Origin of the sequence: Streptomyces sp. NPDC002884 (assembly GCF_040295245.1) — a bacterium.
Lineage (GTDB): Bacteria > Actinomycetota > Actinomycetes > Streptomycetales > Streptomycetaceae > Streptomyces.
The window spans coordinates 83,265-109,449 of record NZ_JBEOVB010000004.1 but is presented as its reverse complement, the minus strand read 5'-3'; the positions used below and the strand labels follow the sequence as shown (position 1 = coordinate 109,449).

Genomic DNA, 26,185 nt, shown 5'->3' with positions numbered 1-26,185 from the left:
CTGAAACCATGGGTGCCATGAGCGCTGCAACCTCTCCCACCGAGCGCCGGGTCTCCGCCCGCGTCGGCGCGATCTCCGAGTCCGCCACCCTTGCCGTGGACGCCAAGGCCAAGGCCCTGAAGGCCGCCGGACGTCCGGTGATCGGCTTCGGCGCGGGCGAACCCGACTTCCCGACCCCGGACTATGTCGTCGAGGCGGCCGTCGAGGCCTGTAAGAACCCGAAGTACCACCGCTACACGCCGGCCGGTGGTCTCCCCGAGCTGAAGGCCGCCATCGCCGCGAAGACGCTGCGTGACTCGGGCTACGAGGTGGACGCCTCGCAGATCCTGGTCACCAACGGCGGCAAGCAGGCGATCTACAACGCCTTCGCCGCGATCCTCGACCCGGGCGACGAGGTCATCGTCCCGGCTCCGTACTGGACGACCTACCCCGAGTCCATCCGGCTGGCCGGCGGTGTCCCGGTGGAGGTCGTGGCCGACGAGACGACCGGTTACCGGGTCTCGGTCGAGCAGCTGGAGGCGGCCCGCACGGAGAACACGAAGGTCGTGCTCTTCGTCTCCCCGTCCAACCCGACCGGCGCGGTCTACAACGCCGAGGACGCCGAGGCGATCGGCCGCTGGGCCGTCGAGCACGGCCTGTGGGTGATGACGGACGAGATCTACGAGCACCTCGTCTACGGCGACGCGAAGTTCACCTCGCTGCCGGGGATCCTCCCCGAGCTGCGCGACAAGTGCATCGTGGTCAACGGCGTCGCGAAGACGTACGCGATGACCGGCTGGCGGGTGGGCTGGATCATCGGCCCGAAGGACGTCGTCAAGGCCGCCACGAACCTCCAGTCGCACGCCACCTCGAACGTCTCCAACGTGGCGCAGATCGCCGCGCTGGCCGCGGTCTCCGGCGACCTGTCGGCCGTCGAGACGATGCGCGAGGCCTTCGACCGCCGTCGCAAGACGATCGTGCGGATGCTGAACGAGATCGACGGCGTCCTCTGCCCGGAGCCCGAGGGCGCGTTCTACGCGTACCCGTCCGTGAAGGCGCTGCTCGGCAAGGAGATCCGCGGCAAGCGTCCGCAGGACTCGGTCGAGCTGGCCGCGCTCATCCTGGAGGAGGCGGAGGTCGCGGTGGTGCCGGGCGAGGCCTTCGGCACGCCGGGCTATCTGCGGCTGTCGTACGCGCTGGGCGACGAGGACCTCGTCGAGGGCGTGAGCCGTATCCAGAAGCTGCTGGCGGAGGCCAGGGACTGACGTCCTCGTCCTCACGCGCGCGTGCGGGCCGTCTCCCTCAGGGGAGGCGGCCCGTTTCTTCGTGTCCGCGTGTCCGCGTGTCTTCCTGACCGCGCTCTCTTCGGGCCCGCACTTTCCTCGTGTCTGAGTGCGAGCAAGACCACTATCGGGGAAAGCGCTACCGGGACGACCGGAAGGTACGGCAGGATCCTGGAATGGAGCGTGTACGTGATGTCTCTGAGCTGCCGAAAGCCCATCTGCACCTGCACTTCACCGGGTCGATGCGGGCCACCACCGTGCTGGAACTGGCCGACAAGTACGGCGTGCGCCTGCCGGAGGCGCTGACCGAGGCGCTGACCAGCGGGGAGCCGCCGAAGCTGCGGGCCACGGACGAACGGGGCTGGTTCCGCTTCCAGCGCCTGTACGACGCGGCGCGGTCGTGCCTACGGCAGCCGGAGGACATCCAGCGGCTGGTGCGGGAGGCCGCCGAGGAGGATGTGAAGGACGGCTCGGGCTGGCTGGAGATCCAGGTGGACCCGACGTCCTACGCGCCCCGGCTGGGCGGGCTCATCCCGGCGCTGGAGATCATCCTGGACGCGGTGGAGACGGCCTCGCGCGACACCGGGCTCGGTATCCGGGTACTGGTCGCGGCGAACCGGATGAAGCACCCGCTGGACGCCCGCACGCTGGCCCGGCTGGCCGTGCGGTACGCGGACCGGGGAGTGGTCGGTTTCGGGCTGTCCAACGACGAACGCCGGGGCATGGCGAGGGACTTCGACCGGGCCTTCGCGATCGCGCGGGAGGGCGGGCTGCTGTCCGCCCCGCACGGCGGCGAGTTGACCGGCCCCTCGTCCGTCCGTGACTGTCTGGACGACCTGGACGCGAACCGGCTGGGGCACGGAGTGCGGGCGGCCGAGGATCCGCGGCTGCTGAAGAGGCTCGCCGACCGGGGGGTGACCTGCGAGGTGTGCCCGGCGTCGAACGTGGCGCTGGGGGTGTACGAGAAGCCGGAGGACGTGCCGCTGCGGACGCTCTTCGAGGCCGGGGTGCCGATGGCCCTGGGCGCCGACGACCCGCTGCTGTTCGGCTCGCGCCTGGCGGCCCAGTACGAGATCGCCCGCCGCCACCACGCCTTCACCGACGAGGAGTTGGCGGAACTGGCCCGGCAGTCGGTACGGGGGTCGGCGGCCCCGGAGGACGTCAGGGCGAAGCTGCTGGCAGGCGTGGACGACTGGCTGGCGTACGAGCCGTAGGCCCGGCCGGGGCCTAGAGCCCGGCGCCCACCATCACGGGCTCGTTGACCAGCGTGACCCCGAAGGCCTCGCGCACCCCGGCCACGACCTCGCGGGCCAGCGCCAGCAGGTCCTCCGTGGTGGCCGCGCCGCGGTTGGTGAGGGCGAGGGTGTGCTTGGTGGAGATACGGGCGGGCCCGCTGCCGTACCCCTTGGTGAAGCCCGCCTTGTCGATCAGCCATGCGGCAGAGGTCTTGGTGTGCCCCTCCCCCGCCGGATAGGCGGGCGGCTCCGCGCCGTCGCCCAGGCGCTCCCGCACGCGCGCGTGGAACACGGCGAAGTCGGCGTCGGTGAGGATCGGGTTGGTGAAGAAGGAGCCGGCCGACCAGGTGTCGTGGTCCTCGGGGTCGAGGACCATGCCCTTCCCGGCGCGCAGCTTCAGCACGGTCTCGCGGGCCTCCGCGAGCGGGACCCGGTCTCCGGGCCCGACGCCCAGCGCGCGTGCCGTCTCGGCGTACTTCAGGGGCGCCGACAGCCCGTCCGCGTCCTCCAGTTCGAAGCGGACGCGCAGGACGACATACCGCTCGGGGTCGGCCTTGAAGCGGCTGTGCCGGTAGGAGAAGGCGCACTCCTCGTTGGTGAGCGCGACCGTCTCGCCCGCCCGGCGGTCGTAGGCGATCACCTCGGTGATCGTCGTGGAGACCTCCTGGCCGTACGCCCCCACGTTCTGGATCGGGGTCGCGCCCGCCGAGCCGGGGATGCCGGCCAGGCACTCGACGCCGGCCAGCCCGGCCTCCACGGTGTGGGCGACGGCGTCGGTCCAGATCTCGCCGGCGGCCAGCTCCAGTCGTGTCCCGACGAGCTCGCGGCCGCGCGTGGCGATCCGCAGGGCGGTGCCCTCGAAGCCCTTGTCGCCGATGACGAGGTTCGAGCCACCGCCGACGATCAGCAGCGGCGTGCCGTCGGCGTCGGCCTCGCGCACGGCGGCGACCACCTCGGCGTCGGTCGTCGCGGTCACCAGCCTGGTGGCGGGACCGCCCAGCCGGAAGGTGGTCAGCGGGGCGAGCGGGGCATCGCGGAGTTCCTGCACGCGCCCAAGACTACGAGACACCACCGACAGCCCCGCCCTCCCCCGGCTCCGACCGCCCGCTCCACCCGCCCGTCGCGACGGCACGCGCGCGTACGGCCCCGCCGAGGTGGACGGGACCGTACGCGCGCGTGCCGGGTGTGTAGGGGCACTTCCTGTGCCGTGCGTCTCAGCGGGCGGCGGGCTCCAGCACGGGCGCCGCCGCGGCGTCCGCCTCGGGCTCCGCCCCGGAGTCCGTCGTCGCGAGGTCCGCGCGCCGCCGGCCCGGTATCAGCAGGGCGGCGATCCCGGCGAGTGCCACCACGGCCGAGCCCGTGACCAGCGCGGGCCGCAGTCCGTCGACGAAGGCCGGGCCGGACTCGTAGCCGCCCTGCGCCGAGAAGATCGACGCCATGATCGCGATACCGAGGGCCCCGCCGACCTCCCGCAGCGCGTTGTTGGCGCCGGAGGCGATCCCCTGTTCCTGCGGCCGGACGCTGGACATCACCAGGTTGGAGGCCGGGGCGAAGAACAGCGCCATGCCGATGCCGCTGATGATCAGGCCGGGCAGCTGGACGGCGTAGGAGGCGTCGACGGTCGCCACGGCGGCCATCCAGCCGAGACCGGCGGCCTGGAGGAAGAGCCCGGTGGCGACGACCGGCCGGCCTCCGACTCGGTCGGAGAGGATGCCAGCGATCGGGGCGACGAGCATCGGCATACCGGTCCAGGGCAGCATCCTGAGGCCCGCCTCGGTGGGCGAGTAGCCGAGGACGCCCTGCATGTACTGGCTGAGCAGGAAGATCGAGCCGAACATCCCGAGGAACATCAGCAGGCTCGCGGCGTTGATCCCCGCGAAGGCGCGGGACCGGAAGAGGCGCATCGGCAGCATGGGGTTCTTGGCCCGCAGCCCGTGCAGGACGAACCCGACGAGCAGGACGGCACCGGCGAACAGACCGGTCAGCACGAGCGGGCTGCTCCAGCCGTCGGCCGGCCCGCGCACCAGGCCGTAGACGATCCCGAAGAGGCCGCCGCTGGCGAGCAGGGTGCCGGGGAAGTCGAGCGGGGCACCGGTGCCGTAGGACTCGGCGAGGCGCAGCCGGGCGAGCGGCAGCAGGGCGAGGCCCAGCGGAACGTTCAGCCAGAAGATCCAGTGCCAGGAGACGTGTTCGGTGAGGCTGCCGCCGATGAGCGGTCCGGAGGCGACCGCGAGTCCGTTGACGGCGCCCCAGATGCCGTAGGCCATCCCGCGCTTCGCGGCGGGCACGGCGGCCGTGAGCAGGGTGAGCGTCAGCGGCATCATGACGGCGGCGCCGACGCCCTGGACCGCGCGGGCGGCGATGAGGGAGCCGATGCCGGGCGCCATGGCCGCGGCGGCGGAGGCGGCGGTGAAGACGGTGAGCCCGGCGATGAACATCCGCCGACGGCCGAACCGGTCGCCGAGCGCCGCGCCGAACATCAGCAGCACGGCGAAGGTGAGCGTGTAGGCGCTCACGGTCCATTCGAGGTCGCCCAGCCCGCCGCCGAGATCCTCGCGGATCGACGGCAGGGCGGTGGTGACGACGAGGTTGTCGAGTGCCGCCATGAATCCGGCGACGCTGGTGATGACGAGGGCCCAGACGGCTCCCCCGCGACGTGCTGTCTGCTGTGACATCGCTCCCCCAGCGGGTGGTCCAACTTCGATTAGTAATTGATGACTAACTTTGACGCCCATGAAAAGGCGCCCACCAAAGGCATCCGTCAGAGGCCACGTCGAACCGCCTCGTCGGCACTACTTCTCCAGCCGGCCCTTGATCCGAGCCGACGGATACAACCCTTCCCAGACCCGGTGTTCGGGTGAGAACCCCATGGCCACCAGGCAGTTGACGAGCATGCCGTACGCCATGAAGGTCGTCGTCTCGTTCACGTCGGCGCCGAGGGGCAGATGGACGGTGTCCCAGAGCCGCATCCATCCGGCGCGCACGGCCTCGCCGAACCCGTGGTCACCCTCCGCCTCGGCGGCGGCCACCGCGACGTACATCTGCATCTGCATCATCAGCCGTTCGGGCCGCTCCGCGATGAGCCTGGTGTACGCGTTGGCCATGGCATGCAGGACCTCTTCGCCCTCCAGCCCCTCGGCGGCCTCCGCGAACGTCTGGATGGTGTCCTCGATGCAACGCTCCGTCGCCGCGAGGAAGATCGCCTTCTTGCCCGGGAAGAGCCGGAAGAGATACGGCTGCGAGACACCCACGCGCTTGGCGATCGCCTCGGTGGACGTGCCGTGATAGCCGCCCCGCGCGAACTCGGCCGTCGCCGCGCGGATGACGCTCTCACGCCTCTCGTCTGCACTCATCCTGACCATGCGGCTAAGTTAGTACTCAATCACTAACTACGTCAAGACCCGCCGACGCGTAAGGGGCGCCCCCTCATGGAGGACGCCCCTTACGTCGTCTGCCGCCTCGCGATCAGGCCAGCCGTACGACCGCCCGGGACATCCCGAGCACCTTCAGCCCACCGCTGGTCACGGTCAGGTCGACCCGCACGGTGTTGTCGTCGAGCTTGGCGCCCACCTTGCCGGTGACCTCGATCACGGCACCGTTGTCGTCGTTCGGCACGACGACGGGCTTGGTGAAGCGGACGCCGTAGTCGACGACCGCGCCCGGGTCGCCGGTCCAGTCGGTGACGACGCGGATCGCCTCGGCCATGGTGAACATGCCGTGCGCGATGACGTCCGGCAGGCCCACCTCCTTGGCGAACTTCTCGTTCCAGTGGATGGGGTTGAAGTCCCCGGAGGCACCCGCGTACTGCACCAGCGTGGCGCGGTTCACGGGAAAGGACCGGGCCGGCAGTTCGGTGCCGACCTCGACATCGTCGTAAGCGATCTTCGCCGTCATCGGTTCCTCACGCCTTCCCGTCCGTGGCGTCCACGGATTCCGCCGGCTCCGCCGCGCGGGCGACGAGCTTGGTCCAGGCGGTCACGACGTGCTCGCCGCTCTCGTCGTGGACCTCGCCGCGGATGTCCAGGATGTCGTTGCCGGCCATGGACTTGACCGCTTCGATGGTCGAGACGACCGTGAGCCGGTCACCGGCGGTCACCGGGCGCCGGTAGGCGAACTTCTGGTCGCCGTGCACCACCCGGCTGTAGTCGAGGCCCAGCTGGGGGTCCTGGACGACCTGACCCGCCGCCTTGAAGGTGATCGAGAACACGAAGGTCGGCGGCGCGATCACATCGGCGTACCCGAGCGCCTTGGCGGCGTCCGGGTCGGTGTACGCCGGGTTGGCGTCGCCCACGGCCTCGGCGAACTCGCGGATCTTCTCCCGACCGACCTCATAGGGATCGGTGGGCGGGTAGGTCCGCCCGACGAAGGACTGGTCGAGCGCCATGGCCTCGGCACCTCCTGGTTGCTCTGCTGCTTGTCGCTCTACTGCTCAGCGTTGCTCTACTGATCGGTACAGGTCGTTCAACGACACGAGGCCGCCCCCGATCACTCGGGGACGGCCTCGCATACGAGCCTGATTTATCGCGTTTCGCGGTGCGCGGTGTGCGCCTTGCAACGCGGGCAGTGCTTCTTCATCTCCAGTCGGTCCGGGTTGTTACGCCGGTTCTTCTTGGTGATGTAGTTCCGCTCCTTGCACTCCACGCAGGCCAGCGTGATCTTCGGGCGGACGTCGGTGGCAGCCACAGGAGTGCTCCTTGACGAACGGATGGGACAATATTACGCATAGAAGAGTAGCCGATCGAAGGACCGACCCCGCAATCGGCTACCGTCAGTAGCGGTGACCGGACTTGAACCGGTGACACAGCGATTATGAGCCGCTTGCTCTACCGACTGAGCTACACCGCTTTGATGGGATCAGGTCCCGCCTTGCGACGGGAACCTCACCCACCAGAGCCCCAATACGGAATCGAACCGTAGACCTTCTCCTTACCATGGAGACGCTCTACCGACTGAGCTATTGGGGCGAGCGATGAAGACATTACACGGTCCGCAGCCGTTCACCCAAATCCGTTTCGCGGGGCCTCCGGGACCGCCCGAGCCCTGATTCCCCAAGGTCCCGGCGGCCTCCCGAGCCCCTCCCGAACGCCGGACCACACCGGTACGACTATTACGCTCCTCCCCGCTCGCGCCGAAACGCCGTCCTAGGCTCGACTCACTCTGCGTGATCTTGCGTCCCCGCGACCGCGTGTCACCCGCGTCCCCGCGCAGTCCCGAGCCGAGCCCATGGAGCGCGATGCCCGACAGCCAGCCGCAGCCGCCCCCTTGGCCGTCGTCCTCGTCCGGCGTCCCGGGAGGTTCGCCGGACCCGGCCGCCCTCCTGCTGTGCGGGGCGCGCCTGACGGACGGCCGGACCGTGGACGTACGGCTGGGCCGCGGGCGCATCGAGGCGGTCGGCACGGCGGGCAGCCTGACGACCGGCCCCGCCCGCGGCGGAACGCGCGTGGACCTCGGCGGCTACCTCCTGCTCCCCGCCCCCGCCGAACCGCACGCGCACGCCGACACCGCGCTCACGGCCGACGTCGACGGCCCGGTCTCGTACGCCCCCGAGGACGTCCAACGCCGTGCCACGGAGGCCGCGCTGCTGCAACTGGGCCACGGCGCGACGGCACTGCGCGCACATGTGCACGTGGGCGACGTCCAGGGCCTCGGCGCGCTGGCCGCCGTGCTGCAGGCCCGGCGTTCGCTGCGCGGGCTGGCCGAACTGACGACGGTGGCGATGCCCCGGGTGCTGACCGGGGCGGCCGGGGCGGACGGGCTCGCGATGCTGCGGGACGCGGTCAAGATGGGCGCCTCGGTGGTGGGCGGCTGCCCGGACCTGGACCCGGACCCGACGGGCTACGTGGAGACCGTCCTGGAGGTCGCCTCCGAGCACGGCTGCCCCGTCGACCTGCACACCGACGCCGCCGACCCGGCCCGCCTCGCCCGCCTCGCCGCGATGGCCGGCGGCCTGCGCCCCGGCGTCACCCTGGGTCCCTGCGGCGGCCTCGACGACCTCCCCGCCGAGGCGGCCACCCGCACCGCCGACCAACTCGCCGCCGCCGGCGTGACGGTGGTCTGCCTCCCCCAGGGCGGCTGCGGCACCGTCGACCACCGGGACGCGGCGCCCGTACGGCTGTTGCGCGCCGCCGGAGTGCGGGTCGCGGCGGGCAGCGGGGCGTTGCGGGACGTCTCCAACCCGGTCGGCCGCGGCGACCCCCTGGAGGCGGCCTACCTGCTCGCCTCCCGCCACGGTCTGCGCGCCGAGGACGCCTACGACGCCGTGAGCACGTCAGCCCGGGCCGCGCTGGGCCTCCCCGAGGTCCGGGTGGAGGCGGGCTTCCCGGCCGACCTCCTGGCCGTCCGCGGCGACCGGCTGGCGGGCGCCCTGTCCCTGGCGTACAGCAGGATCGTGATCCACCAGGGCCGCGTGGTGGCCCGCACGAGCGCGGTCCGCGAGTACCGCGGCTCGACGGCCGCCCCGGAGTGGGGCCTGCCGAGGCAGGGGCGAGGGGGACCGTCGTAGGACAGCGGGGACGGGGCGGGGAGTTGGGCCGGGCCGTGCCGGGTCCCGGGTGAAGTCATGCGGCGGATGCGGTTGTCCGGGCGTACGGTCGGAAGCATGCGCATTGTCATCGCTGGTGGTCATGGTCAGATCGCGCTGCGGCTGGAGCGTCTGCTCGCCGCGCGCGGGGACGAGGTCGCGGGGATCATCCGCAAGGCGGAACAGGGCGACGACCTGCGGGCGGCCGGCGCCGAACCGGTCGTCCTGGACCTGGAGTCGGCGTCCGTCGAGGAGGTCGCGGAGCGGCTGCGGGGCGCCGACGCGGCGGTCTTCGCTGCGGGTGCCGGTCCGGGCAGCGAGGTGGGCCGCAAGGACAGCGTGGACAAGGGCGCGGCCGTCCTGTTCGCGGACGCGGCGGTCCGGGCGGGCGTACGGCGCTTCGTGGTCGTGTCGTCCATGGGCGCGGACCCGGGCCACCGGGGCGACGAGGTCTTCGACGTCTATCTGCGCGCCAAGGGCGCGGCGGACGCGCATGTGCAGGGCCTGGACTCCCTCGACTGGACGATCCTGCGTCCCGGCGCGCTGACGGACGACGCCGGCACCGGTCTGGTCCGCCTGGAGGCCCGCACGGGCCGCGGTCCCGTCCCGCGCGACGACGTGGCCGCCGTGCTGGCCGAACTGCTGGACACCCCGGCGACGTCCGGCCTCACCCTGGAGCTCGTCGGCGGCTCGGCGCCGGTACCGGTGGCGGTCAAGGCGGTGGCGGGGAACTGAGGAAGCCCGCCCGCTAGAAGAGGGGCAACTGCCCAGGGAACTCCGGAACCACATACCCGTCCAACGACGGCTGGGCCGCGCCCAGTTGTGCCGCGCTGCGCGAGCCGGGGCAGGAGACGAGCTCCCCGGTTCCGCGCGCCGCCGACGGGTCGTGCCGGGCGAACCGTCCGGCGACGACGGCGATCTCGCGACGGCATACGGGGCAGGTTCTACGACGGCTGGACGCGCTGGACATGTGGTCAGTCTGCCCCAGTGGGCCACGCGGGTACCCCACGGCGGGACGCGCGCCGCTCGCCGCGCGGAAGTGCGATCACCTCCCTAGCATCCGTACACGTGGCACATACCTTCGAGGAACTCGTGGAGAAGCAACGCGCGGCCGACGAGGCACACGCGAGGGTCGAAGCGCTGCGGGACACGTACGGCGCACCCACGGCCACCCCCTGGCCGGAGATCCAGACCGACACCTACGAAACCGCCTGGCGCGCCTGGCGCGACCTCGCCCGCGACGTACAGGCCGCGGTGACCGAACACGCCAAGGACGAGAACAGACCACGCAACGACATCGAGGCAGAGGTGAAAAGAGCGGCGAAGAGCCCCTCGCCGGGAACTGCCGAACCCCCGGAGGGCTCCGCCGAAGGAACGTGAGGCGCACCGCCGTCCACGCTTCTCCCCGCATACGAAAAAACCCCTCCGCTCTGCGTTTCCGCAGTTCGGAGGGGTTCCTTCTCTCAGCGTGGCGGCGCCAGGGTTCGAACCTGGGTAGGCTGAGCCGGCAGATTTACAGTCTGCTCCCTTTGGCCGCTCGGGCACACCGCCGGGTTCGCTGCCTGTTCGAACCGCTTTTCGGCGGTGCTCCCTGGCAACGACGTAAACGATACCCGATGCCCAGGGGTGCTTCGCCACCTGATTCCTCGCCGCCCGGAGCGAGCGGGGTGACTAGGCTTGTGCGGATGCGGCCCGGGATCACGCCGGGCTCGGCGGTCGCCCCCACGCACGCCGATACGCACCTGACACGCACCCCGATACAAGGAGCCACAGGACATGGCCGACTCCAGTTTCGACATCGTCTCGAAGGTCGAGCGGCAGGAGGTCGACAACGCCCTCAACCAGGCCGCCAAGGAGATCTCGCAGCGCTACGACTTCAAGGGCGTCGGCGCCTCGATCTCGTGGTCCGGTGACAAGATCCTGATGGAGGCGAACTCCGAGGACCGGGTGAACGCCGTCCTCGACGTCTTCCAGTCCAAGCTGATCAAGCGCGGGATCTCCCTCAAGGCCCTGGAGGCGGGCGAGCCCCAGCTCTCCGGCAAGGAGTACAAGCTCTTCGCGGAGATCAAGGAGGGCATCTCCCAGGAGAACGCGAAGAAGGTCGCGAAGCTCATCCGCGACGAGGGCCCCAAGGGTGTGAAGGCCCAGGTGCAGGGCGAGGAACTGCGTGTCAGCTCCAAGAGCCGCGACGACCTCCAGACCATCATCACGCTGCTCAAGGGCCAGGACTTCGACTTCGCTCTTCAGTTCGTGAACTACCGGTAGTCGGCCGGACGACCCACCGGGCGGCCGGACAGACGACCAGGCGGCCGGACGGCCGGATTCGGGCCGGACGGTCACGAGCAAGGGTGGGCACCCGTCGGATGCCCACCCTTCTCGTCCCGCCGCCCGCCGCAGAGGCGCTCAGTCGCGCGAGTTTCCGAACAGCAGGCGATAGACGATCAGCAGCACCAGCGAACCTCCGATCGCCGCGGCCCAGGTCGCGCCGTCGTAGAAGTCCTTGGTGATGGGGTGGTCCAGCCAGCGGGCCGATATCCAGCCGCCGATGAACGCGCCCGCGACGCCGATGAGGGTCGTGCCGATGAAGCCGCCCGGGTCGCGGCCCGGCAGCAGGACCTTGGCGATGACTCCGGCCAACAACCCGAGGATGATCCAGCTGATGATGCTCATGTCCTGAACCTGCCCTTCCGTGCTGTGCCCGCACTGTCCGGACACTGTGATGTCGCTCGCTCCGGACGGGCTGTGCTCGTTTCCGTCGCGCCCCGCGTCCTGCGTCGCACGCGGGTTCGGTCGTGTCGATGGGGACGACGTCACGACAGCACGCGGTGGTTCCGTCGATCAGTAGGGTGCGGCCCATGACACAGCCCGGATCGCGCGCCGAACTGCGGCGGACACTCGGCCTCGGCGACGCCGTGGTCATCGGGCTCGGCTCGATGATCGGTGCCGGTGTCTTCGCGGCGCTCGCTCCCGCCGCGCAGGCCGCCGGCTCCGGGCTGCTGCTCGGACTCGCGCTCGCCGCGCTGGTCGCCTACTGCAACGCCATGTCGTCGGCGCGACTCGCCGCCCTGTATCCGGCCTCGGGCGGCACCTACGTGTACGGGCGCGAGCGGCTCGGCGCCTTCTGGGGGTATCTGGCGGGCTGGTCGTTCGTGGTCGGGAAGACGGCCTCCTGTGCGGCGATGGCTCTGACGGTCGGGGCGTACGTCTGGCCGGGCGAGGCGCACGCGGTGGCGGTCGCGGCCGTGGTGGCCCTGACCGCGGTGAACTACGGCGGCGTCCAGAAGTCGGCCTGGCTGACGCGGGCGATCGTGGCGGTGGTCCTGGCGGTCCTCGCTTCCGTGGTGGTCGTGTGCCTGGGCTCCGGTGCGTCCGACGAGGGGCGGCTGAACGTCGGGGTCTCCGGGGGCTTCGGCGGGGTGCTGACGGCCGCCGGCCTGCTGTTCTTCGCCTTCGCCGGATACGCACGCATCGCGACCCTCGGTGAGGAGGTGCGTGACCCGGCGCGCACCATCCCCCATGCGATCCCCCTGGCCCTGGGGATCACCCTGGTCGTGTACGTGTGTGTGGCGGTCGCCGTCCTTTCCGTGCTGGGGTCGGGCGATCTCGGACGGGCGGCGGCCCCGCTGGCCGACGCGGTGCGGGCGGCGGGGGTGCCCGCGCTGGTGCCGGTGGTACGGATCGGGGCGGCCGTGGCGGCGTTGGGCTCGCTCCTCGCCCTCGTCCTGGGCGTCTCCCGCACGACGCTGGCCATGGCCCGGGACCGGCATCTGCCGGGCGCCCTGGCCGCCGTGCATCCGCGCTTTCGGGTACCGCACCGGGCCGAGCTCACCGTGGGCGCGGTGGTCGCGGTCCTGGCCGCCACGGTGGACGTCCGGGGCGCGATCGGGTTCTCCTCCTTCGGTGTGCTCACGTACTACGCGGTGGCCAACGCGTCGGCCTGGACCCTCGATCCGGCCCTGGCGAAGCGGGTGCTGCCCGCGGTGGGGTTCCTGGGCTGCGTGGTCCTCGCGTTCGCGCTTCCGAGGACCTCGGTGCTCGTGGGGGCGGGGGTGCTGGCGGCGGGCGCGCTCGCCTACGGGGTACGGCGGCGCCGGGCGAGCACGCGGTAGGCGCTGGGCAGGCCCTCGGCAGCCGTACGAGGGCGGCTACGGACGCCAGCGGGCGGTGCCCGGGCGGACGGGTGCGTGTCGGGCAGGCCGCTACGGCGTCGTCGCCCCGGGCGCCGCCGTCCGTCTGCGGAACTCGGTCCAGGGGGTCAGTTCCAGGTCGTCGTCCAGGGTGTCGTACCAGCCCGCGCCGTCGAGCCAGGCGTGCAGCCAGGCCGTGAGGCTGGGGGCGTCGACGAACCAGGCGTGGTCGGGGTCGCCGGGGTTCGGTTCGAAGAGCAGGACCGTCGCCTGCGGGGAGCGACAGTCCACGCAGGCGTACATCGCGCAGCCCCAGTGGGATACCGGCAGGACGCCCTCGGGCCAGGGCCAGTCGGGGTCTTCGCGACCGCTTGCGCGATAGGCGAGGTACTGGGTGACGGCGGCGGGTTCACCGGCCGGAGAGCTGTCGAGCAGGGGCAGCAGGCCGTACTCCGGGCCGAATCCGCCGTCGCCTATACGCAGGTAGAGGTCGGCGAGCAGTGACGGCAGGCGGAAGCCGAGGGCGGCTTCGGCACGGGCCACGGTGGCCGCGTCCACGGGGTCGGGGAGCGAAGGCCAACCCCAGGGGCGGACGGCGGCCGCCTTGGCCGCCACCCTTGCCCACAACTGCTCGTTCTCGGTCATGCGTTCATGATGCAAGCCGCCACTGACAACCGGGCCGGCCTGTGGACAACTCCCCGTCTGTGGACAACCGACGGGCAGTGGGTTGCCGTCGAGCGGTCCGCTGCCGGGTCACTGACGGGTTGTGGGCGACAAGCGGATCGGGCTCGGCCCTCAGCGCGCCGCGAACGGCTGGTCCGTGGGCACGATCTCGCGGCCCAGCGGGAACAGCGAGACCGGGATCAGCTTGAAGTTCGCGATGCCGAACGGAATGCCGATGATGGTCAGGCAGAGAAGGAGGCCGGTGACGATGTGCCCGATGGCCAGCCACCAGCCGGCGAGGACCAGCCAGAGCACGTTGCCGAGGCAGGAGGGTGCGCCCGCGTCACGACGCTCGATCGTGGTGTAGCCGAAGGGCCACAGGGCATAGACGCCGATTCGGAAAGCGGCGATGCCGAAGGGAATGCCGATGATCGTGATGCAGAGCAGGGCTCCCGCGGCCAGGTAGGCGAGGAACAGCCAGAATCCGCTCAGGATCAGCCAGATGACGTTCAGGATGGTCTTCACTGGTGGCGACCTGCCATTTTCTCGAGCCGGGCGATACGGTCCGCCATCGGCGGATGCGTCGAGAACATTTTGGAGAGTCCCTGGCCCGGGCGGAAGGGATTCGCGATCATCATGTGGCTCGCGGTCTCGATGCGAGGCTCCGGGGGCAGCGGAAGCTGCTTGGTGCCTGTCTCCAGTTTGCGCAGCGCGCTCGCGAGGGCCAGCGGGTCACCGGTGAGCTGGGCGCCCGAGGCGTCCGCCTCGTACTCCCGGGAGCGGCTGATGGCGAGTTGGATGACGCTGGCGGCGAGCGGGCCGAGAATCATGATCAGGAGCATGCCGAGGATGCCGGGACCGTCGTCGTCGTCCGAGCGGCCGATCGGGATCAGCCAGGCGAAGTTGACCAGGAACATGATCACGGAGGCGAGCGCACCGGCGACCGAGGAGATGAGGATGTCCCGGTTGTAGACGTGGCTGAGCTCATGGCCGATGACGCCGCGGAGTTCGCGCTCGTCGAGAAGGCGCAGGATGCCTTCCGTGCAGCACACGGCGGCGTTGCGCGGGTTGCGGCCGGTGGCGAAGGCGTTGGGCGCCTCGGTCGGGGAGATGTACAGGCGGGGCATGGGCTGACGGGCCTGGGTGGAGAGCTCGCGGACCATCCGGTACAGGGCGGGAGCCTCGAACTCGCTCACCGGGCGGGCGCGCATCGCGCGTAGCGCCAGTTTGTCGCTGTTCCAGTACGCGTACGCGTTGGTGCCGAGCGCGATCAGGACGGCGACGACCAGCCCCATGCGGCCGAAGAAGCTGCCGATGACGATGATGAGTGCGGACAGTCCCCCGAGGAGTACTGCGGTCCTGAGCCCGTTGTGCCGGCGGTGCACGGTACGCCCTCCAAGTCGTGCAGCAGGGGAACCCTTTGCTTGCGGATCTTGCTCTTGTCCGGTGGCACTGTGGCCGTGGTGTCACATCCAGTGCACCTTCCCGTACTGGTCAACGCCAGGCGGGAGGCACTAGTTCCCTTGTGCCTGCGGGCATGGGTGTGGGCCGTCCGGGTGAGGACGGAGGGACACGCGCGCGTGCGGGCTCAGAAAAGGCCGGTGCCGGTGAAGCGCAGGACCAGCTGAGGTGCTCCGGAGAGGACGATGCCGAGGGCCGCAGTGAGGGTGATCGCGACGGTGAGCGGGGCGGGGACGCGGTGCTTCTCGGGCTCGCCCTCGGGGGCGCGGAAGAGCAGGGCCGTCCACTGGAGGTAGTAGTACAGCGCGATCACCACGTTGACGGCCATGACGACCGCGAGCCAGCCGAGGCCCGCGTCGACGGCTGCCGAGAAGACGGTGACCTTCGCGAAGAGACCGATGATGCCCGGCGGCACTCCGGCGAGGCAGAGCAGGAAGAAGGCCAGGAGGAGGGCCGCCGCCGGGTTCTTCGCGTAGAGGCCCCGGTAGTCCGTGAGCCGGTTCGTCGCGCTGGTACGGCCCACCAGGGCGGCCACCGCGAAGGCGCCCAGGTTCACGGCGGCGTACATGAGGGCGTAGGCGACGGTGGAGCCGATGGCGTGCTCGGCGTCGTCGGAGTACGCGGCGGCGGCGATCGGTACGAGGAGATAGCCGGCCTGGCCCACGGAGGACCAGGCGAGCAGGCGTACGGCGCTGTACGCGCGCGTGGCTTGCTGGCGGAGGGCGCCGACGTTGCCGACGGTCATGGTGAGAGCGGCCAGCGCGGCCAGCGCGGGGCCCCAGACGTCGGCGTACGAGGGGAAGCCGATGACGGTGACGAGGATGAGGCCGGAGAAACCGACCGCCTTGCCGACGACCGACAGGTAGGCGGCGATGGGCAGGGGGGCGCCGACGTAGGTGTCGGGGACCCAGAAGTGGAAGGGGACGGCGGCCGTCTTGAAGGCGAAGCCGATGAGGGTGAGGACCACGCCGGTCTGGGCCAGGGTGTCCAGCCGGCCGTCGACGTGCTGGATGCGGTCGGCGACCTGGGTGAGGTAGAGGGTTCCGGTCGTCGCGTACACGAAGCTGATGCCCAGGAGGCTGACGGTGGTCGCCGTGACGGACGACAGGAAGAACTTCAGGGCCGCCTCGGAGGACCTGCGGTCGCCGTGCCGGATGCCGACGAGGGCGAAGGCGGGCAGGGAGGCGACCTCCAGGGCGACGACGAGGGTGGCGAGGTCGCGGGAGGCGGGCAGCAGGGCGGCACCGGCGGCGGAGGACAGCAGCAGGAACCAGAACTCGCCTTCGGGGAGCCGTCCGCGCGCGTCCTTCAGGGCGGTGACCGAGAGCAGGGCCGCCAGGAGCGCTCCCCCGAGCACCAGGAACTGGATCACGAGGGTGAAGCGGTCCGCCGTGTAGCTGCACACGCGTGGGTCGCCGGTCAGACAGAAGGTGGAACGGTCGCCGTCCAGGAGGGGCAGGAGGAGGGCCGTGGAGGCGGCGAGTCCCGCGACGGACAGCCAGCCGAGGAGCGGCTTGCGGGCGTCGCCGACGAAGAGGTCGGCGACGAGGACGACGAGGGCGACGACCGCCGCGAGGGTGGGCGGCGCGATGGCCAGCCAGTCGACGGACTGGACCACCGACTCGGCCAGGGGCTGGAACACGGGCTGGGCCAGGGCGCTCATCGGGTGCCTCCTGCGAGGAGCTGCTGCACGGCCGGGTCGGTCAGCCCGAGGAGTGCCTTCGGCCACAGACCGGCGACGACGGTGAGGACGACGAGCGGGGTCCAGGCCGCGAACTCGTAGGTCTGCACGTCGGCGAGGCGGGGGGCGTCCTGCGGTACGGCGCCCATGCAGACGCGGCGGACCACGGCGAGCAGGTACGCGGCCGTCAGCAGGGTGCCGAACGCGGCGATCGCCATGAAGGTGAGGAAGGCGGGGCGGCTGAGGTCGTCGGCGGGATCGAAGGCGCCGAACAGGGCCAGCATCTCGCCCCAGAAGCCGGCCAGACCCGGCAGCCCGAGCGAGGCGACGGCGGCGAAGGCGAGGAGGCCGCCGAGGCGGGGGGTCCTGCCGTACAGCGCGGCGCCGGTCTGCTCGGCGAGGGTGTCCAGATCGGTGGTGCCGGTGCGGTCCTTCAGGGCTCCGACCAGGAAGAAGAGGAGGCCGGTGATGAGCCCGTGGGCGATGTTGGCGAACAGGGCGCCGTTCACTCCCGTCGGGGTCATGGTCGCGATGCCGAGCAGGACGAAACCCATGTGGCCGACGGAGGAGTAGGCGATGAGGCGCTTGAGGTCGCCCTTCGCGCCCCGCTTGGCGAGGGCCAGGCAGGCCAGGGATCCGTAGATGATCCCGACGACGGCGAAGGCGGCGAGGTAGGGCGCGAAGACGCGGAAGCCGTCCGGCGCGACGGGCAGCAGGATCCGGACGAATCCGTAGGTGCCCATCTTCAGCAGCACTCCGGCCAGCAGGACCGAGCCGACGGTCGGGGCGGCGGTGTGGGCGTCGGGCAGCCAGCTGTGCAGCGGCCACATCGGGGTCTTGACGGCGAGCCCGATCCCGATCGCGAGTACGGCGATGACCTGCACGGATGTGGTCAGCGACCGGCCGTTGTCAGTGGCGAGTGCCACCATGTCGAATGTGCCCGCCTTGATTCCGATCAGGAGCAGGCCGAGCAGCATGACCACGGATCCGAGCAGCGTGAAGAGGATGAACTTCCAGGCGGCCTGGGTCCGGCCCGCGCCGCCCCAGCGGGCGATGAGGAAGTACATCGGGACGAGGACCATCTCGAAGGCCAGGAAGAACAGCAGCAGGTCGAGGACGGCGAAGGCCGCGAGGGTGCCGGACTCCAGGACGAGCACGAGCGCGACGAAGGCCTTCGGGGACGGGTCCGCGGTCTGCGGCGGCTGATGCTGCCGCTTGAAGTAGGAGTACACCGCGCAGAGGAAGGTCAGCAGCGCGGTCAGGACCAGCAGGGGGAGGGAGATGCCGTCGATGCCGAGGTGGATGCGCACGTCGAGTGCGGGGATCCAGCTGATGTCCGTGGTGGCCTGCATCTTCGACGGATGGTCGTGGTCGAAGCCGAGCGCGAGGACGATCGCGGCGATGAGGATCGCGCCGGTCACGGTCATGCCGTGGCGCAGCACGGCCTGCTCGGGTGACTTCCCCTTCAGTCCGGGCGGGGCCGGCAGAAGGGCGGCGACGGCGCCGAGGAGCGGGCCGACCACGACGAATGCCAGAAGGACCTGCATCACGGACTCGTTGATATCGATCACGCCCGCTCACGCTCCCGAAGCGACGAGAAGGGCGGCGACCGCCAGGACGACGGTGCCGGCGAGCAGCGCGCTCACATAGGTCTGGAGGTTGCCGGTCTGGGCGCGCCGTACGGCGGCCCCCAGCCAGCGGGGCAGCGCGCCCGCGCCGCGTACGTAGGTGTCGACGACCTCGCGGTCGAGGAACCGGACGAGACTCGCGCCGGCCTGGACCGGGCGGACGAACAGCGCCCCGTACACGGCGTCGAGGTGGAAGCCGACGGCCGCGTGGCGGTACAGCGGGCCGAGCAGGAGCCGTCCGGGGTCCGCCGGGTCGGGGGCGGAGGCCACGTCTCCGTAGGCCGGCGCGTGCGTCGCGATCGCCTCGGCCTCGACGAGTCCCGCGTCGCCCTCGGGGTGGGCGGCGACCGCGCCCAGGGGTACGCGGGCGGCGATCCCGGTGAGATGGCGCCAGGCGGCGTACATGACGAGTGCGCCGGCCAGGGCCACACCCGTGCCGAGGACGGACGTGGTGAGGGTCGGGGCGAGGTCGTTGCCGTCGAACCAGTCGGGGAGGCTGCGGTAGGCGAGGCCGCCGAGGGCGAGGGACGGGACGGCCAGGACCCACAGCACCACGGTCATGGTCAGGGGCTGGCGGCCGTGGTCGGGGGCCTCGAGGCCCCGGCCGTGGAAGGTCAGCAGCCACAGGCGGGTCGCGTAGGCGGCCGTGAGGAGGGCGGTGAGCAGCCCGGCGACCAGGACGATCCAGCCCGCGGCACCGGGCGCGTGCTCGGTGTGGCCCGCGGTGATGTGCTCGGCGGCGCCCAGCACCGACTCCTTGGAGAAGAAGCCGCTGAACGGCGGGATCGCGGCGAGCGCGAGAAGCGCCACGGTCATCGTCCAGTAGGCGTCGGGGATGCGGTCGCGCAGATGGCTCATGCGGGACATGGCGGCCAGCGAGTTGGTGCCGGCGGCGTGGATGATCACGCCCGCCCCGAGGAACAGCAGCGCCTTGAACGCGCCGTGCGAGAGGAGATGGAAGACCGCGGCACCGCGGTCGCCGACGGCGAGGGCGCCGGTCATGTAGCCGAGCTGGCCGATCGTCGAGTAGGCGAGGACACGTTTGATGTCGTCCTGGGCGAGGGCGGCCAGACCCGAGCCGACCATGGTGACGGCCGCCATCGCGGCGAGGGTCACCATCGCGGCTGCGGACGCCTCGAAGACCGGGAGGAGACGGGCGACGAAGTAGACGCCGGCGGCGACCATCGTCGCGGCGTGGATCAGCGCCGAGACGGGTGTGGGGCCTGCCATCGCGTCCGGGAGCCAGGTGTGCAGGGGGAACTGCGCGGACTTGCCGGCCACGCCCGCGAGGAGCAGCAGGGCGACGACCGTCGGGTGGTCGAGTCCGCCGTGCGCGACGGTGGCGAGGACCTTCGTGATCCGGAAGGAGCCGGCGTCGGTGGCGAGGGCGAACAGGCCGATGAGGAAGGGGACGTCGCCGAGTTTGGTGACGAGGAAGGCCTTGATGGAGGCGGCGCGGGCCTCCGGGGTCTCCCAGTAGTGGCCGACCAGGAAGTAGGAGCAGATGCCCATGACTTCCCAGCCGACCAGCAGCACGATCAGGTCGCCGGAGTAGACGACCAGGAACATCGCGGAGGTGAAGAGGGAGACGAGCGCGGCGTACGAGGGGTAGCGCGGGTCCTCGCGCAGGTAGCCGGTCGAGTAGATCTGCACGCAGGTGGCGACGAGGCCGACCAGGACGGCGACGAGGGCGGCGAAGCCGTCGATGTAGAGGGCCAGTTCGATCGGGATCGAGCCGGTGGGGGTCAGTTCCGTGGCCGCGGTGACGGAGGCGTCTCCGCCCTGGCGTACGGCGACGATCGCGGCCAGTACGAGCGCGGCGAGGGTCGGCAGGACGGCGAGCGGGCGCACGAAGCCGGGGGCGGTGCGGCCGAGGAGCAGTCCGGCGGCCGCGCCCAGGAACGGGAGGAGGGGGACGAGGACGGCGAGGGTGGTCGTGGTCACGCGGTGGCCTCAGCCTTCTCGGCGGCCGTTCCGGTCGCGGGGGTGTCGCTGTCGGGGCCGTCGGCCGCATGGCTCTCGTGGCCTTCGGCGGTGTCGCGGAGACGGTCGATGTCCGCGGTGCCTCGGTTGCGGTGGACGGCGAGCACGATCGCCAGGCCGATGCCGATCTCGGCGGCGGCGATGGCGATGGTGAACAGGGTCAGGGCCTGACCGGAGTGCAGGGTCTCCTCAGCGGTCCTGCTGAGCCAGACGTCGAAGGCGACCAGGTTGAGGTTGACGGCGTTGAGCATCAGCTCGACGGACATCAGGACGAGGATCGCGTTGCGGCGGGCGAGGACGCCGTACAGGCCGGTGCAGAAGAGGAGGGCGGACAGGACCGCGGGATAGGCGAGGTGCATCAGCGGGTGCCTTCCTGCTCGGCCGGGTTCGCACGGGCATCCGGAACAGAGGGGGAACTCTCCGTGATGGAACGGGAACTCTTGGTGGCGGCTCGGGAGTTCACAGGGGGAGAGCTCGACTCCGCCTTCGCCCTGCGGGACAGGACGATCGCGCCGACCAGTGCCGCGAGGAGAAGGACGGAGAGGGCCTCGAAGGGAAGAACCCAGTTCTGGAAGAGGCTCGCGCCGGTGACCTCGGTGGAGCCGGCGGCAGGACCGTCCAGGTCGATCCAGGTGGCGCGGAAGGCGTCGACTACCACCCAGATCAGCGCGGCCGCCGCGGCGACGGCCACGGTGAGAGCGGCCCAGCGGTTGCCGGAGTCCGCGTCCGGGGAGCGGCCGATGGGGGCCTTGGTGAGCATCAGACCGAAGAGGAGGAGCACGACGACGGAACCGACGTAGATGAGGACCTGCACCCAGGCGATGAACTCGGCGGTGAGCAGGAGGTATTCGACGGCGAGCCCGCCGAGGGCGACCACGAGCCACAGGGCGGCGTGCACCAGCTGCTTGGTGGTCACCGTGACGAGGGCGGCTCCGAAGGTGACCAGCCCGACGAGCAGGAAGGCGATCTCGACGCCGGTCGGGGAGAGGAAGCCGTGGTGGGCCTGAGCAAGGGTCACGATTCCCCTCCCTCGTGAGCCTGGGGTGCCTGGGGTGCGTTCGGCTCGGATGCCTGGGCTGGGTACGACTCGGCCTGGGCTGCCGCCAGCTTCTCGGCCGTCTTGCGGGCGGCCGCGATCTCCTTCGGCTCCTCGGCGGCGGGGTCGAGGGCGGGTGGGGCCGGGACGGTCCACATCCACTCGCGGAGCTTGTCCCGCTCGTGGGTGAGCTCGTGGATGTCGGTCTCGGCGTACTCGAACTCCGGGGACCAGAACAGGGCGTCGAAAGGACAGACCTCGATGCAGATACCGCAGTACATGCACAGGGAGAAGTCGATGGCGAAGCGGTCGAGGACGTTGCGGCTGCGCTCGCGACCGCCCGGGGCGGCGGGCGGGACCGTCTCCTTGTGGGAGTCGATGTAGATGCACCAGTCGGGGCACTCACGGGCGCAGAGCATGCAGACCGTGCAGTTCTCCTCGAACAGGCCGATGACGCCCCGGGTGCGGGGTGGAAGTTCGGGCTGGGCGTCGGGGTACTGCTCGGTGACGGTCTTCCGCGTCATCGTGCGGAGGGTGACGGCCAGGCCCTTGGCGAGGCCACTGCCGGGGATGGGGGCCATTACCGGATCACCACCTTGACGATGCCGGTGAGGGCGATCTGGGCGAGGGAGAGGGGGACGAGGAGAGTCCAGGAGAGCTTCTGAAGCTGGTCCTCGCGCAGGCGGGGGTAGGTGACGCGGAGCCAGATCACGACGAAGGCGAGGACGGCCGCCTTGAGGAGGGTCCAGACCCAGCCGAGGCCGTCGGCGCCCCAGGGGCCGTGCCAGCCGCCCAGGAAGAGGACGGTGGTCAGGCCGCACAGGACGACGATTCCGGCGTACTCGGCGAGGAGGAAGAGGGCGAAGCGCAGGCCGGTGTACTCGGTGTAGGCGCCGAAGATGATCTCCGAGTCGGCGACGGGCATGTCGAAGGGGGGCCGCTGTAGCTCGGCGAGACCGGCGACGAAGAAGACGATCGCGCCGACGATCTGCCAGGGCAGCCACCACCACTCGAAGGCGTCGACGATGCCGGGCAGGGAGACCGTGCCGGCCGCCATCGCCACCGAGGCGGCGGTGAGCAGCATCGGGAGTTCGTAGGCGAGGAGCTGGGCGGCGGTGCGCAGGCCGCCGAGGAGGGAGAACTTGTTGGCACTGGCCCAGCCGGCCATGAGGGAGCCGAGCACGCCGACGCCCATCACCGCGAGCACGAAGAAGATGCCCGCGTCCACGACCTGGCCGACGGCGCCTTCGCCCGGGCCGATGGGGATGGCGAGGAGGACCAGGAGGTACGGGAGGAGAGCCACGGCCGGCGCGAGCTGGAAGATACGGCGGTCCGCGCCCGCGGGGACGATGTCCTCCTTCTGCACGAACTTGACGCCGTCCGCCACCAGTTGGGCCCAGCCGTGGAAGCCGCCCGCGTACATCGGTCCCAGGCGGCCCTGCATATGGGCCATCACCTTGTGCTCGGTCTGACCGACGATCAGAGGGAAGGTGAGGAAGACGACGAAGACGACCAGGAGTCGCAGGGCGACGTCGAGAGCGTCGTTCACTGCGAGCCTCCTGTGGGGTTCTCGGGGGCGGGGGGCTCCGTGCCGTCGGTACGGTCCGGCGCGCCGCGGGTGGGCGAGGGCTTCTCGACGGGGTCCGGCCGCCCGGGCGTGTCCTGCCCACGAGCAACCTGCTCAGAGCTGACCGACTCCGTCGGCTGGTCCGCCCCCGGCTTCTGATCCGGCTCGGGCTTCCGGTCCGGCTCGGGCTCAGGCTTCTGGTCCGGCTCGGGCTTACGGCCCGACGCCTGGTTCGGCTCCGGCTCACGGGACGACTTCGGCTTTTGGTCCGGTTCCGGCTCCCGGTCCTGGTCCCGGGTCGGCTTCGGCGCCTGGTCGGGTTCCAGCTCCCGGTCCCCGGCCGGCTCCGGCGCCTGGTCCGGCTTTGGCGGCTGGTCCGGCTTCGGCCTCTGCTCGCCCTTCGGTTCCCGGTGCTCGCCCGGTTCGGGGGTCTGCTGTGGCTCGTCGAACGCCGGGCGGGCGTGGTGCCACGGGGCGTCTGAGCTGCGGGGGGCCGTGGAGGGGCGGGCGGGGGTGTCGGGCGGTGTCGTCGAGGACTGGGGGCGCTGGGAGGCCGAGCCTTGGGAGGCACTTCGCGCGCGACGAGGTCCTGCCGGGGGTTGCGGGGTCGGCTCGGGGGCCGTCGGCTCCGTCGGCGTGGCGGGCTCGGTCGCTGCGGCGCCGCCGCCGGGCTCCGTGGCGCCCGTTCCCGCCCGTTGTGACGCCGAGCCCGCGCTCGCGCTTCGGGCACGGCGGGGTCCGGCGGGCGCCGCCGGAGCCGAGGGAGTCGAAGAAGCCGAGGGGGGCGCAGGGGCCGATGGGGGCGCAGGGGCCGGAGACGTTGGTGGTGTCGGTGAGGTCTCTGTGGTTGGGGAGGGCGGCTGGCTGGCTGAGCCTTCCGATGCCGTGCGGGCGCGGCGGACCGGGCGGTCGCCTGCGGCGCGTCCTGCCGCCGCTCGGGCCGGGCGGGCCGGGGCGGGTGGGAGTTGGCCCTTCAGGGGGCCCCATTCGTTGGGGTCGGGGACGCCTGGAGGGAGCATCTGGCGGCGCTTGGGGCCGCCGTGCTCGGACTCGCCGGGCTCCTTTGCGCCGGGCCAGGCCTTGGCGACGCGGGCTGCGAGGACGAAGTCCTTGCGCAGGGGGTGGCCTTCGAAGGTCTCCGGGAGGAGGAGGTGATTCAGGGCGGGGTGGCCCGCGAAGGTGACGCCGAACATCTCGTGGGTCTCGCGTTCGTGCCAGGCCGCACCGGCGTAGACGTCGACGGCGCTGGCGAGGGTGGGTGCCTCGTGCGGGATCGTCGTGCGCAGCAGCAGGCGACGCACCGGGGACAGGGCCACCACGTGCGCCGAGACGCGGAAGCCGGTGCCCGGTTCGTCGACCGCGCTCAGCCAGTCGAAGTAGGTGCACTTCAAGCGGTCGCGGGCCACGCGCAAGGCGTCGGTCCAGGAAGCCGGCGGGACGTCGACCGTCAGGACGTCGTAGGACTCCTCGGCCGTGGCCTGTGGACCGAAGAGCTCGTCGGCGGGGGCGGGGAGCCAGCCGATCGTGGTCATCGGCCCTCCCCCGATGGCGGCGACGAAGGCGACGAGGGCGGTGTCGGTGACGCGGGCGGTGTCGGTGATGACTGGGCCGCAGGGGACTCGGCGGCCGGTGGCCGCACCAGGTCGCTCTGCAGGGCCGCCGGCGAGGGGCGGGACCCGGTCGGGCCGTAGCGCTCGTGCAGGGACTCCCGGGCGATCTTCTCCTGGAGTTTGAGGATGCCCTGGAGAAGCGCCTCCGGGCGCGGCGGACAGCCCGGTACGTAGACGTCGACCGGGATGATCTGGTCGACGCCCTTGGTCACCGAGTACGAGTCCCAGTAGGGGCCGCCGCAGTTGCTGCACGCGCCGAAGGAGATGACGTACTTCGGCTCGGGCATCTGCTCGTAGAGGCGCTTCACGGCCGGGGCCATCTTGTCCGTGACCGTGCCGGAGACGACCATCAGGTCGGCCTGGCGGGGGCCCGGCGCGAAGGGGATGACGCCGAGGCGGATGAAGTCGTGGCGGGCCATCGACGCGGCGATGAACTCGATGGCGCAGCACGCGAGGCCGAAGTTGAAGACCCAGAGCGAGTAGCGGCGGCCCCAGTTCAGGATCACCTTCATCGGCTCCGGGGCCAGGCGGGCCAGGATGCCCAGGCGCTTCGGCTCCGGCAGCGGAACGGGTTCCGAGGGCACCTGCGCCGGCTGCGCCGACCGTTCCAGTTGCTCCGGCTGCTCCGGCTGTTCCAGCTGCTTCGACTGTGCCGGCGCATTCACTTTCGGCGTCACGTCCATGTCAGGACGCCCTTCTTGTAGGCGTACAGCAGGCCCACGGCCAGGAAGCCGAGGAAGATGAACATCTCCACGAGCGTGGCGGCGCCGTAGCCGGGGGCCGCGAAGACCGTCGCCCAGGGGAAGAGGAAGATCGAGTCGACGGCGAAGATCACGTAGAGGAAGGCGTAGACGTAGTAGCGGACCTGGGTGTGGGCCCAGCCCTCGCCCACCGGGTCGACGCCGCACTCGTACGTCAGGAGCTTCTCCGGGGTGGGGACCACCGGGCGCAGCAGGTGTCCCGCGCCGAAGGCCACGGCGACGAACAGCACGCCGACGACGGCGAGCAGCCCGACGACGGAGTACGACTGGAAGTAGTCCGCCGCGAATTCCGCCGCGACATCGACGGTCCGTTCCCGCACGCCCGTCCCTCGCTCCCTGACCTCAGTCTCTTCGACGACAGGCCCGTTCGACGATCTGTACGCACGGGAGTCTAGGCCCTGATAAAGGGACGGTAAGCAGCTCGTCACGCCTCGTCTTGCGGGGCGGGGGTTTTCCCCCGGCCGAGGAAGGCAGCAGACCTCATGGCGCGGGGCCGTGCGGCGCGGCAGGCTAGCCCATATGACCGCTCCCGCCAGCCGATCCGCCGCCCACCCCGACAACTCCGACAGCTCCGGCAGCTCCGGCCGCTCCGGCACGGGGGGTTCCCACCTGGGCGGCTTCCCGCCGGGCGGCTCCCATTCGAGAGCCGCC

Annotated in this window: 28 protein-coding genes and 3 tRNA genes; 7 read left to right on the top strand and 24 right to left on the bottom strand. The window is 71.2% G+C overall.

Translation table 11 applies throughout. The features are described from left to right. Positions 1–17: 17 nt before the first annotated feature. Together ABT070_RS10560 and ABT070_RS10555 are read left to right on the top strand one after the other, a co-directional pair. On the top strand, positions 18–1,244 hold the full coding sequence (locus ABT070_RS10560; protein WP_351757630.1) for a pyridoxal phosphate-dependent aminotransferase: 1,227 nt from the start codon (positions 18–20) through the stop codon (positions 1,242–1,244). 194 nt (positions 1,245–1,438) lie between these two features. Further along, positions 1,439–2,476 carry an adenosine deaminase gene (locus tag ABT070_RS10555; RefSeq protein WP_351757627.1) on the top strand — a complete coding sequence of 346 codons (1,038 nt, stop codon included), beginning with the start codon at positions 1,439–1,441 and terminating at the stop codon, positions 2,474–2,476. Between the two features lie 13 nt (positions 2,477–2,489). On the opposite strand, the gene ABT070_RS10550 is transcribed toward ABT070_RS10555, so the two are convergent. The 8 genes from ABT070_RS10550 to ABT070_RS10515 form a co-directional block, all read right to left on the bottom strand. Then, positions 2,490–3,545 (bottom strand): UDP-N-acetylmuramate dehydrogenase, encoded by a 1,056-nt coding sequence (locus ABT070_RS10550; RefSeq protein WP_351757624.1) that lies wholly within the window; start codon positions 3,543–3,545, stop codon positions 2,490–2,492. A gap of 166 nt (positions 3,546–3,711) precedes the next feature. Further along, positions 3,712–5,172: a DHA2 family efflux MFS transporter permease subunit gene (locus ABT070_RS10545; protein ID WP_351757622.1), complete on the bottom strand. Its 1,461-nt coding sequence runs from the start codon at positions 5,170–5,172 to the stop codon at positions 3,712–3,714. A 117-nt stretch (positions 5,173–5,289) separates the two neighbouring features. Continuing rightward, positions 5,290–5,859: a TetR/AcrR family transcriptional regulator gene (locus tag ABT070_RS10540; RefSeq protein WP_351757619.1), complete on the bottom strand. Its 570-nt coding sequence runs from the start codon at positions 5,857–5,859 to the stop codon at positions 5,290–5,292. A gap of 103 nt (positions 5,860–5,962) precedes the next feature. Then, positions 5,963–6,391, bottom strand: a complete 429-nt coding sequence (locus tag ABT070_RS10535; RefSeq protein ID WP_351757617.1) for a MaoC family dehydratase — start codon at positions 6,389–6,391, stop codon at positions 5,963–5,965. 7 nt (positions 6,392–6,398) lie between these two features. Next, positions 6,399–6,881 (bottom strand): FAS1-like dehydratase domain-containing protein, encoded by a 483-nt coding sequence (locus ABT070_RS10530; RefSeq protein WP_351757614.1) that lies wholly within the window; start codon positions 6,879–6,881, stop codon positions 6,399–6,401. Positions 6,882–7,015: 134 nt separating this feature from the next. Beyond that, positions 7,016–7,180, bottom strand: coding sequence for a 50S ribosomal protein L33 (rpmG, locus tag ABT070_RS10525; RefSeq protein ID WP_006347275.1), 165 nt, complete (start codon positions 7,178–7,180; stop codon positions 7,016–7,018). A gap of 89 nt (positions 7,181–7,269) precedes the next feature. Then, positions 7,270–7,342: transfer RNA gene (locus ABT070_RS10520), tRNA-Met, on the bottom strand. Positions 7,343–7,388: 46 nt separating this feature from the next. Beyond that, positions 7,389–7,461: transfer RNA gene (locus tag ABT070_RS10515), tRNA-Thr, on the bottom strand. Positions 7,462–7,730: 269 nt separating this feature from the next. Between ABT070_RS10515 and ABT070_RS10510 the strand changes: the two genes are divergently transcribed. Both ABT070_RS10510 and ABT070_RS10505 read left to right on the top strand, forming a co-directional pair. Continuing rightward, complete coding sequence (locus tag ABT070_RS10510; protein ID WP_351757612.1) at positions 7,731–8,999, top strand: amidohydrolase family protein; 1,269 nt, start codon at positions 7,731–7,733, stop codon at positions 8,997–8,999. A 96-nt stretch (positions 9,000–9,095) separates the two neighbouring features. Then, positions 9,096–9,752: an SDR family oxidoreductase gene (locus ABT070_RS10505; protein ID WP_351757610.1), complete on the top strand. Its 657-nt coding sequence runs from the start codon at positions 9,096–9,098 to the stop codon at positions 9,750–9,752. A 13-nt stretch (positions 9,753–9,765) separates the two neighbouring features. Here ABT070_RS10505 and ABT070_RS10500 read toward each other — a convergent pair whose 3' ends face one another. Next, positions 9,766–9,987: a hypothetical protein gene (locus ABT070_RS10500; RefSeq protein WP_351757608.1), complete on the bottom strand. Its 222-nt coding sequence runs from the start codon at positions 9,985–9,987 to the stop codon at positions 9,766–9,768. Positions 9,988–10,085: 98 nt separating this feature from the next. On the opposite strand from ABT070_RS10500, the gene ABT070_RS10495 reads away from it, so the two are divergent. Then, positions 10,086–10,397, top strand: a complete 312-nt coding sequence (locus ABT070_RS10495) for a hypothetical protein (RefSeq protein WP_351757606.1) — start codon at positions 10,086–10,088, stop codon at positions 10,395–10,397. Between the two features lie 89 nt (positions 10,398–10,486). Here ABT070_RS10495 and ABT070_RS10490 read toward each other — a convergent pair. Further along, positions 10,487–10,568 (bottom strand) — tRNA-Tyr (locus ABT070_RS10490). A 225-nt stretch (positions 10,569–10,793) separates the two neighbouring features. Here ABT070_RS10490 and ABT070_RS10485 point away from each other — a divergent pair. Further along, on the top strand, positions 10,794–11,282 hold the full coding sequence (locus ABT070_RS10485) for a YajQ family cyclic di-GMP-binding protein (protein ID WP_351757603.1): 489 nt from the start codon (positions 10,794–10,796) through the stop codon (positions 11,280–11,282). Positions 11,283–11,420: 138 nt separating this feature from the next. On the opposite strand, the gene ABT070_RS10480 is transcribed toward ABT070_RS10485, so the two are convergent. After that, a complete protein-coding gene (locus ABT070_RS10480) occupies positions 11,421–11,687 on the bottom strand; it encodes a GlsB/YeaQ/YmgE family stress response membrane protein (protein ID WP_020132690.1) in 267 nt (88 codons plus the stop codon). A 185-nt stretch (positions 11,688–11,872) separates the two neighbouring features. Between ABT070_RS10480 and ABT070_RS10475 the strand changes: the two genes are divergently transcribed. Beyond that, a complete protein-coding gene (locus ABT070_RS10475; RefSeq protein ID WP_351757599.1) occupies positions 11,873–13,126 on the top strand; it encodes an APC family permease in 1,254 nt (417 codons plus the stop codon). Positions 13,127–13,216: 90 nt separating this feature from the next. Here the strand turns inward: ABT070_RS10475 and ABT070_RS10470 are convergent, their stop codons facing one another. The 13 genes from ABT070_RS10470 to ABT070_RS10410 all read right to left on the bottom strand — a co-directional run bounded on the left by ABT070_RS10470 (position 13,217) and on the right by ABT070_RS10410 (position 25,854). After that, positions 13,217–13,789 (bottom strand): SMI1/KNR4 family protein, encoded by a 573-nt coding sequence (locus tag ABT070_RS10470; RefSeq protein ID WP_351757597.1) that lies wholly within the window; start codon positions 13,787–13,789, stop codon positions 13,217–13,219. A 150-nt stretch (positions 13,790–13,939) separates the two neighbouring features. After that, positions 13,940–14,332, bottom strand: coding sequence for a YccF domain-containing protein (locus ABT070_RS10465; protein WP_351757594.1), 393 nt, complete (start codon positions 14,330–14,332; stop codon positions 13,940–13,942). After that, positions 14,329–15,192, bottom strand: coding sequence for a zinc metalloprotease HtpX (htpX, locus tag ABT070_RS10460; protein ID WP_310432155.1), 864 nt, complete (start codon positions 15,190–15,192; stop codon positions 14,329–14,331). The genes ABT070_RS10465 and htpX overlap by 4 nt, the downstream gene beginning before the upstream one ends. Before the next feature lie 203 nt (positions 15,193–15,395). Continuing rightward, the gene (locus ABT070_RS10455) at positions 15,396–16,931 is read right to left on the bottom strand and encodes an NADH-quinone oxidoreductase subunit N (protein ID WP_351757591.1); all 1,536 of its coding nucleotides are present in this window, start codon (positions 16,929–16,931) and stop codon (positions 15,396–15,398) included. Next, a complete protein-coding gene (locus ABT070_RS10450) occupies positions 16,928–18,520 on the bottom strand; it encodes an NADH-quinone oxidoreductase subunit M (protein ID WP_351757588.1) in 1,593 nt (530 codons plus the stop codon). The genes ABT070_RS10455 and ABT070_RS10450 overlap by 4 nt, the downstream gene beginning before the upstream one ends. A gap of 6 nt (positions 18,521–18,526) precedes the next feature. Then, positions 18,527–20,521, bottom strand: coding sequence for an NADH-quinone oxidoreductase subunit 5 family protein (locus ABT070_RS10445; protein ID WP_351757585.1), 1,995 nt, complete (start codon positions 20,519–20,521; stop codon positions 18,527–18,529). Continuing rightward, entirely contained in the window at positions 20,518–20,919 is a 402-nt protein-coding gene (gene nuoK, locus ABT070_RS10440; protein ID WP_351757582.1) for an NADH-quinone oxidoreductase subunit NuoK, read from the bottom strand. Before nuoK ends, ABT070_RS10445 begins: the two co-directional genes overlap by 4 nt. Continuing rightward, on the bottom strand, positions 20,919–21,578 hold the full coding sequence (locus ABT070_RS10435) for an NADH-quinone oxidoreductase subunit J family protein (RefSeq protein WP_351757580.1): 660 nt from the start codon (positions 21,576–21,578) through the stop codon (positions 20,919–20,921). Before ABT070_RS10435 ends, nuoK begins: the two co-directional genes overlap by 1 nt. Continuing rightward, on the bottom strand, positions 21,575–22,177 hold the full coding sequence (locus ABT070_RS10430; protein WP_351757577.1) for a NuoI/complex I 23 kDa subunit family protein: 603 nt from the start codon (positions 22,175–22,177) through the stop codon (positions 21,575–21,577). Before ABT070_RS10430 ends, ABT070_RS10435 begins: the two co-directional genes overlap by 4 nt. Then, positions 22,177–23,145: a complex I subunit 1/NuoH family protein gene (locus ABT070_RS10425; RefSeq protein ID WP_351757574.1), complete on the bottom strand. Its 969-nt coding sequence runs from the start codon at positions 23,143–23,145 to the stop codon at positions 22,177–22,179. The genes ABT070_RS10430 and ABT070_RS10425 overlap by 1 nt, the downstream gene beginning before the upstream one ends. Beyond that, positions 23,142–24,695, bottom strand: coding sequence for an NADH-quinone oxidoreductase subunit C (locus ABT070_RS10420; protein WP_351757571.1), 1,554 nt, complete (start codon positions 24,693–24,695; stop codon positions 23,142–23,144). Before ABT070_RS10420 ends, ABT070_RS10425 begins: the two co-directional genes overlap by 4 nt. Next, positions 24,692–25,456: an NADH-quinone oxidoreductase subunit B gene (locus tag ABT070_RS10415; protein ID WP_351757569.1), complete on the bottom strand. Its 765-nt coding sequence runs from the start codon at positions 25,454–25,456 to the stop codon at positions 24,692–24,694. Before ABT070_RS10415 ends, ABT070_RS10420 begins: the two co-directional genes overlap by 4 nt. Next, the gene (locus ABT070_RS10410) at positions 25,447–25,854 is read right to left on the bottom strand and encodes an NADH-quinone oxidoreductase subunit A (RefSeq protein ID WP_307164854.1); all 408 of its coding nucleotides are present in this window, start codon (positions 25,852–25,854) and stop codon (positions 25,447–25,449) included. Before ABT070_RS10410 ends, ABT070_RS10415 begins: the two co-directional genes overlap by 10 nt. Positions 25,855–26,185: the final 331 nt, after the last annotated feature.